Source organism: Phyllobacterium sp. P5_D12 (assembly GCF_054049495.1).
The window spans coordinates 1-2,471 of sequence record NZ_JBFUMG010000617.1 but is presented as its reverse complement, the minus strand read 5'-3'; the positions used below and the strand labels follow the sequence as shown (position 1 = coordinate 2,471).

Annotated in this window: 1 protein-coding gene; it reads left to right on the top strand. The window is 54.9% G+C overall.

Annotated elements, in window-relative coordinates; genetic code table 11:
- The coding region (locus ACXJ5O_RS24295; RefSeq protein WP_457302144.1) for an ATP-binding protein at positions 1-2,441 on the top strand (2,441 nt) is incomplete at its 5' end.
- Positions 2,442-2,471: the final 30 nt, after the last annotated feature.

Sequence of the window (2,471 nt, the reverse complement as noted above, 5' to 3'; positions counted from 1 at the left end):
CTCCTATCGAAAATCTGATTGGCCGTGCTGACGCGGTCCGCGATCTGACGGAAAGTTTGCTGGCAGACCGATTTGTCACCGTGGTGGGAGCAGGAGGGATCGGCAAGACGACTGTCGCAGTCGTCGTAGCAGATCAATTCTTGAAAAGGGGGAATTTGGTTTATTTCGTCGACCTGAGCACAGTTCAAGACCACACGGACATATCCTCGGCCATAGCGTCAGTATTGGAATGCCCGATGACAGGATCGGATGCAGATTTCACGGTCGTTTCCTTTCTCGCCGGAAGAGACGCGTTGCTCGTTTTAGATAATTGTGAGCACGTTTTAGAGGGCGCTGCACGGATTGCAGTTAGGATCCTAGAGGCATCGCCAAACTTGAGGTTGCTGGCAACAAGTCGGGAGCCTCTTAGGGCCTCAGGTGAGACGGTCCATATTCTTTCACCTTTGGACATCCCCGTGGAGAGTTATTTGTTGGCTGGGGAGGCGCTCAAGTTTTCTGCCGTACAGTTGTTCATGGAACGGGCAGTATCGAGTGGTTTTGACGGTCCTCTTTCTGATGACGATGCGCCGTTCGTGGCAGAGTTGTGCCGCCGCATGGACGGTATAGCGCTCGCGATCGAACTTGCTGCAAGCCGGGTTGGTTCGTTCGGCATAAGGGGCACTGTCGAGCTTATTTCAGCAGGAACTGAACTTTCAGTCCCGAACAGGCGAGGGGTATCGCCTCGCCACCAGACGCTCCAGTCAATGGTGGCGTGGAGTGTAAACCTTCTCTCCGAAGCGGATAGGCGGTTTCTGCTAAGGCTCTCTGTTTTTGTGGGTCTGTTCACCCTCGAAGCCGCCGCCGCGGTTGCCGGTGATGAGCAAGACAGGCGTGAAAGTGTAAATTCGGTTATAGCTTCACTTGTCGAGAAATCGCTGATTTTTGTRACGCTGGCACATGGCAGTATTTTTTATCGTCTGCTTGAGACAACGCGCGCCTACGCAGCCGTTGCACTACCTAGCAAGGAAGAAAGCATGAGAATTGACCGTCGTCATGCTGCCTACTACTCGCAGTTCCTCTCTACGGTCTCAGAGAAAGTCGCAACAAACGCCAGGGGGACTGCTTCCTTCAGCCCACATCTCGGCAATCTGAACAAAGCGCTTGCTTGGTGTTTCTCGGACAACGGTGATACGGCGATAGCAGTCAATCTCGTGGCGAACGCAGCCTATGTTCTCATGCAGTTGTCGCGGTTCAACGAATGTTATCGATGGTGCTCGCGTGCGCTGGAAATGCTTCCTGGCGACCAAGCCGGCGCCCCCCTGGAGCTTCGGCTTTCGGAAGCGCTCGCGAGTTCCGCCATGTATTCTTTGGGCAACCGGGATGAAACGAAGGCCCTATTGGAGAGGGCCCTGGCGCAAGCCGAGAAACTGAACGACGATCGTCGTCAGCTGAATATGCTGAGCGAGCTGAATTTCCTCTATGCGCGACGCGGGGACACTCAAGCCGCGCTTAAAACTGCGCAGCGGATATCGATCATTGCCGGCAAGCTCGGAGTCGTCGAAGACGAAGTCGCAGCAGAAATAATGCTAGCAGTTGCGTGCCATCATGCGGGCGATCAAGCCGGTGCATTGCAACATTGTCAAGCCGGGTTTCGGGCCGCACAAGAGGGCGGCTACGCCCAACTTGATCTGATCACGGAGGCCCGCGGTCGATTTATGTTCGCTAGGGCTTTGTGGCTTTGTGGGTTCCCCGATCAAGCGCTCAGCCTGGCACGAGAGAAGATGAAGGAGATGGCTCAATACGCTCACCACATCTCCTTTTGCATAGGGTTGACGTACTCCATCGCGTTGTTTGCATGGTCTGGCAACTTTGACGAAGCCGAGAGTGTCTGCGAAGCGTTGTTGACTCACGCTGACAAGCACGCGGTCGCCGATTTTCATTCAATCGCTCAGGCCTTCAAAGGTTGGGTCTTTGTCGAGACTGATCGATGCGAAGAGGGCACGGAGTTACTTCGGACATCGCTGCAGGCGCTTCATGCTCAGGAATATTACACCCTCACGCCGATGATACAGTGTTACCTCGCCAAGGGACTTTCCAACTTGGGCCAATTCGACGAAGCCGAGGCTACCGTGGAGCAGGCCATCAATACAGTCTACCAGATCGGCGACTTCAAGACTTTACCTGACCTCCTGCGAACCCACGGCGAAATTTTGTGCGCCCGGTCTGGACACGATTTTGCGAAAGCCGAGGACCAATTCCGAGCGTCTATCCGCGAAGCACGACGCCAGTCAGCGATAGGTTGGGAAATGAAGGCGGCCATCCAGTTGGCTAGCATGCTACACGGACTCCAGCGTGATGACGAGGCCCATAAAGTGCTGCGAGGCGTCTATGATCGGTTCACCGAGGGTTTTGATACAGCGGACCTCGTCATGGCGAGGACAATTCTTGGCCAGACGCAGTAGGCCGAGCATTGCGACTGGCGGCTAATTTGC